This window comes from Vibrio sp. V39_P1S14PM300, assembly GCF_009904765.1.
Classification (GTDB): Bacteria; Pseudomonadota; Gammaproteobacteria; order Enterobacterales; family Vibrionaceae; genus Vibrio; species Vibrio proteolyticus.
Genome location: NZ_WXWP01000039.1, coordinates 1 through 5,552 on the forward strand (window position 1 = coordinate 1; position 5,552 = coordinate 5,552).

General features: G+C 52.5%; 3 protein-coding genes and 1 pseudogene. 3 read left to right on the top strand and 1 reads right to left on the bottom strand.

Annotation, left to right across the window (positions count from 1 at the left end):
- The 3 genes and pseudogenes from ehuR to CAG65_RS02300 form a co-directional block, all read left to right on the top strand.
- Positions 1-1,346: MocR-like ectoine utilization transcription factor EhuR (gene ehuR / locus CAG65_RS02290; protein ID WP_161451898.1), on the top strand; the 1,346-nt coding region annotated here is incomplete at its 5' end.
- Positions 1,347-1,478: 132 nt separating this feature from the next.
- Positions 1,479-2,033: a TRAP transporter small permease gene (locus tag CAG65_RS02295; RefSeq protein WP_161451899.1), complete on the top strand. Its 555-nt coding sequence runs from the start codon at positions 1,479-1,481 to the stop codon at positions 2,031-2,033.
- Positions 2,030-3,305 (top strand): annotated as a pseudogene (locus CAG65_RS02300) (TRAP transporter large permease). Before CAG65_RS02295 ends, CAG65_RS02300 begins: the two are co-directional and overlap by 4 nt.
- A 49-nt stretch (positions 3,306-3,354) precedes the next feature.
- Here the strand turns inward: CAG65_RS02300 and CAG65_RS02305 are convergent.
- Positions 3,355-5,487, bottom strand: a complete 2,133-nt coding sequence (locus CAG65_RS02305) for a TonB-dependent siderophore receptor (protein ID WP_161451900.1) — start codon at positions 5,485-5,487, stop codon at positions 3,355-3,357.
- Between the last annotated feature and the right edge of the window lie 65 nt (positions 5,488-5,552).

Consider the following 5,552-nt stretch of genomic DNA (forward strand, 5'->3'; position numbering starts at 1 on the left):
ATCTGGTGGACTGTGTACGCAGTGGTTACCTCAAACCCGGGACCCGTCTGCCCACTCACCGTGAATTTGCGGAACAGATTGGCGTCAGTGTGCAAACCGTCAGCCACGCCTACAGTTTTGCGGAGAAGAAAGGCGCTCTGGAGTCCTGGGTGGGCAACGGCACCTTTGTGAAATCCGGCTTTGTCGATGACAATACCGACACAGAGTTCATGCTGACTCAGGAGATGAAAGACACGCCGGATGAAATTGATATGTCAATCGCACATCCTGTGGTAACGGATCGCCATATCACCTTATTTAATCAGGCGTTAGTGCAGATTGCCGCTCAGCCGGACAATCGCAGCCTGATCGGCAAAGCCAAACCGGTGATGGGTCAGCCACATCACATTGACTCCGGTCGCCACTATCTGCAAACCCAGGGATTAGACGTTGGCCATGACCAGTTATTGCTGACCAACGGTGCTTGCCATGGCCTGACCCTGGCTCTCAGCACCGTCGTGGAACATGGCGATCTGGTTGCGTGTGGTCAGTTGGTCGATCACGGCCTGATCTCGCGTTCACGCATGTTGGGCTTTAAGTTACTGCCGCTGGAGATGGATGAATTCGGCATCACACCGGAGGCTTTTGAATGGGCGTGTCAGCATCGTCCGGTCAAAGCACTGTGTTGTACTCCCAGCATGGCAAACCCCAACAGCGCTCATATGGATCAGGCACGCCGTGAAGCCATTGCCCGCCTGGCGGAAAAGTACGACATTTACGTCATCGAAGACGATGTCTACGGTGCACTTGAGCCAAATAGGGTCGCCCCGCTGACAACGTTGATTCCTCAACAGGCCTTTTATGTCACCAGCTTTACCAAAGTCGTGGCGCCAGGCATGCGCACCGGCTACCTGACCGTGCCCCGCCATTTTCTACAACATGCCATTGGCCGGCTGGCGGCCACCAGCTGGTCGGCAACGCCCCTGCCATTTGAAGTCGCTCATTTATGGATAGAGAACGGTACTCTGGACAGGCTAATCCGCTTCCAAATGAACGAATTTGCCAAGCGTCAGAAACTGGCCAGTAGCATATTACGAGCCCACTCGTACAGCGCGCACCCGCATGGACAGCATATCTGGCTCAAGCTACCGGACCACTGGCAAAGCGATGATTTGGTGGCTTCAGCCAAACGCTCCGGCGTGCAGCTCACCAGCTACAAACCTTTTGTTCTCGACATGAATACCCCGCAACCATTCGTACGCATCAGTCTCGGTGCCGAAACCAACCGAGGTTATATCAAACACGGTCTGTCGGTGATCGCCGAAATCCTCGACACCAAGCCGCCCACCTCTCACTTTTTGGTCTGAGCAGTCGGTTCAGGCCGATTTTTTCTGCAAACACGCTCAGTTCAGAAAATCTTTCGCTGCTCACCAATTGACTTGAACGTCATGAAACAGATAACGTTTCATTAACATATTTAACAACATGGGAGCAGTGCGATGAAAAGGATTTTTCAGTGGCTGGATAACTACATACAGAAAGCGGAGGCGGCGCTGCTCATCGGCTCAATATTATTGATAGCCACTAACTCAATCGCCAACGTCCTTGGACGGTACCTGCTCAATCAAAGTCTCTATTTCTCTGAAGAACTCAATTATTTCCTGATCGTTGCGGTCACTTTTATCGGATGCAGCTACGCCGCTCGCCAGTCACGCCATATCCGTATGACTGCGTTCACCGACATGCTGCCAGCCCGGCTCAAACTGCTGGCCGACGGCACCATCTATTTGCTGACCGGGTTACTGGTCGCCATGCTCACCTGGTACGCGTGGCAGTACGTAGGCAAAGTGGCGCAGATGGGGCGTCTGTCCCCCGCGATGCAGATCCCGCTCAGCTGGGTTTACCTGATTGCGCCATTGGGGCTGTTTTTCAGTGCCCTTCAGTTTCTGCGCGTCGGCCTGAATAAACTCAAGCGCTTTATCTGCCAGACAACCAGGCAAAATGCCTCAACCGCCCGCCTGACTCAATCGGCGAAACAGGAGAAGATGCTATGACCACAGCTTTAGTTGTGACTATGATTGCGCTGCTGGCGTGTGGTTTCCCAATGTTGGTTCCTCTGCTGGCTGCCACCATGCTCGGCTTTATTGTCTATTTGGGGCTGGGGCCGGATTTTATGATCCAGCAAATGCTGGCAGGCATTAAGCCGGCCGCGTTGGTTGCGGTCCCTATGTTTATTCTGGCGGCCGAAATCATCACCCGAGGCGTTGCCGCCACCCGACTGCTTGACGTCGCGATGGCATTTGTCGGGCACATCCGCGGTGGGCTGGCAATCACCTCCTCACTCAGTTGCGCTTTGTTTGGTGCGGTATCTGGATCCACTCAGGCCACCGTGGTATCCGTCGGCTCCATCATGCGGCCCAAAATGCTCGAATACGGTTACAAAGACAGCTTTGCTCTGGCGCTCATTATCAACGCATCCGATCTGGCGCTGCTGATCCCTCCCAGTATCGGCATGATCATTTACGGTGTGGTTTCCGGTACCTCAGTGGCCGAGCTGTTCATTGCCGGTATCGGCCCTGCGCTGGTGATCATGTTGCTCTTTTCGCTCTACTGTTACTGGTATGCGCGCAACGATGATGTCACCAACGCGCCCAAAGCCAGTTGGAAAACGCGCATCAAAGTGGTGCGCAAAGCCTTACTGCCGTTTGGCTTCCCGCTTATTACAGTGGGTGGTATATACGCAGGCATTTTCAGCCCAACCGAAGCGGCTTCTGTCTCTGTATTGTATGCCGTGCTGCTTGAGATGGTGGTCTTTCGTAAGGTGAAATGGCAAGAGCTTGGCGACATTGCCCTCTCGACGGGCATGGTCACCGCAGTGGTGTTCATACTCGTTGCCGCTGGCAGTGCGTTTTCGTGGGTGATTTCCTTTGCGCAGATCCCTCAGGAGCTGCTGGGTATGATTGGAATTAATGAATTGAGCCAGACTGAACTGTTGATTGTCATTTCAGTGGCGTTTTTCATCGGTTGCATGTTTGTTGATCCGATAGTGGTGATGCTGATCCTGATCCCGATTTTTGCCCCGGTGATCAAATCCTCCGGTCTTGATCCGGTATTGGTTGGCACGATAGTCACCCTGCAGGCAGCCATCGGCTCTGCCACACCACCATTTGTGCGATATTTTCACCGCCATTGCCGTGTTTAAACGTCCTTATGTCGAGGTCATCCGCGGTACTCCTCCATTTGTGTTTATCTTGCTCCTGGTGTCCATAATGCTGATCTTCTTCCCGTGGATTTCACTGGCACTACGCGATCTGGCCTTTCGCTAACACATGGAAACCGAAAGAAAGCAGCCTGTAGGCTGCTTTCTTTGTCTGGTTAAAAGGCGTATTTGACGCTGAGTTCGACACTTCGCTCCGCACCGTACCAGCAGTTGGCCTGATCGTAACAAGTCGAGTATTCCTCATTAAATACATTATTGGCGATCAGGTTGGCGGTTACCCCGTGAAGCGAATCACTCAGGGCCCCCAGATCATAGCCAAGCGACGCATCCACCACCGTATACGATGGCACTTTACCCTGAGTATTGGTGGCATCCATCTGCATTTCACCAACATAGCGGGCACCGAGGCTCAAGCGACTGCCGTTCAGCAGCCCATTGTAGACGTAGTAATTGCCCCAGATATTGGCCATATTTTTCGGCACGTAAATCGGTGTCGTCCCTTCCAGGCCGTTATCGCTGTCCTCGGTAATTTCCATATCGGTATAGGTATAACTGGCTGAGATATCCGCATTGGCATTGATAAACCAGCGGCCCTGTAACTCAACCCCTTGTGACACGGCTTCACCCACTTGCAGATCACTCTGGTAGTTAGCCGACGACGGATCGGTGATCACCACGTCTTTCTTGGTAATGTGGAACAATGACGCCGTTGCTTCGACCTCACGTTGTGGTGACTGATATTTGATTCCCGCCTCAATCTGTTCGGCGGTTTCGGGGCTAAACGCCCGACCAAACTGACTGACACCGGCCACAGGTTCAAAACTGGTGGCGTAGCTGAGATACGGAGCTACACCGTTACTGAATGCATACAAAGCACCGACCCGATAAGAGAACTGGTTATCGTCTGCTTTCTGACCAAAACTCTCCGACTCAAAGCGGTCATACCGTCCACCTGCAATCAACACCCATTGATTCCAACGCAGTTGATCCTGGAAGTAGAACCCGGTTTGTTCACTACTGACATCATCCTGCATCCGATAAACCTCACTCAGGCTGCCAGAGCTGAGCAAGTGATTGTTGGGCTGGAATACATTGAACGCATAAAACGCACTGTCGCTGGTGGCGTACTCTTTGTAATCTGACTCACCGTCCAGCTTCTGATAATCTACACCTAACAACAAGTTATGCTGAACCGCGCCCGTAGTGAACCGGCCGGACAACTGGTTATCCACCACATAGCCTGTCGATTCCTCTTCCGTGCTGTAGATGTTGCGCACCAGTGTGCCGCTGGCAGAATCAAAATTCGCGGCCGTGTGGTACGTGTTGTGCTGTGTCAACGAAGCATCGCTGTAGCGGAAGTTCTGTAAGAACGACCAGTTCGCGTTAAAATCGTGGTTCACTTTGTAGCCCAGCATCAGAACTTCACGCTCAAATTTACTCCACGCAGTATCGCCTGCAAAAGTAGACGGCGACGTGGAGCCATTTGGATTACGCACCAACATGCCAGAAGCTGGCAACGACGAGTTCATTCCCATCGACGGATCGTTCTGATAGTAAAGATTGACATTAATCAGCGTGCGGTCACTGACCTGCCAGTCAAGCGACGGAGCAATCACATAGCGCTCTTCTTCGGTATGGTTGACCTGCCCATCCTGCTTGCGTGCCAGAGCAATCAAACGGTAGGACAGATCGCTATCACCCAGCTGGCCGGTGGAGTCTACTGACGCTTCCATCAGATTGCGTGACCCCGTCGCGACGCCGATTTTAGTCTCAGAGCTCTGCTGAGGTGTTTTGGCAATCATATTGACCATCCCACCAGGAGGCATCGCTCCGTAAAGCACTGACGTCGGACCTTTGAACACTTCGACCTGCTGCAGCATGATTGGATCAATTTGCGGCTGAAGGTTCCAACCTTTGAGCGTTTGCAAGACCAAACCATCGTAATAACTCTGATTGACCGCAAACCCTCGAATGGTGAAGGTATCGTACATGGTCACCGCCGCCCCTTTGGTTTCCGTCACCACCCCTGGCGCGTAACGCAGTGCCTGATTCAGTGACTGTACGCCACGCTGCTCTAATTGCTCCTCATCGATGACGGTGATGCCCTGTGGCGTCTCTTCAGGTTCAAGCGCCGACTTGGTTGCGGTGTTGCGGTACGCTTTGCCCAAAACCGTCATTGTATCTGGCTGAGCTGATGATGTGGTGTCAGCAGCGAATACCGGCGTCGTTAAGACGCCAAGCAGCGCTAACGTCAGAGTCGAACGTTGGATGTGTGTTGGAAGTTGCATGTGTTCCTCGAATACCAATGCTTTTCTTAATAAGAATAAATATCATTTGCATTCTACTTATTTAA

Bases quoted from the DNA above. Each gene is read 5' to 3' on its own strand.
- CAG65_RS02295 (WP_161451899.1), top strand. From the start codon at position 1,479: ATGAAAAGGATTTTTCAGTGGCTGGATAACTACATACAGAAAGCGGAG.
- CAG65_RS02305 (WP_161451900.1), bottom strand. From the start codon at position 5,487: ATGCAACTTCCAACACACATCCAACGTTCGACTCTGACGTTAGCGCTG.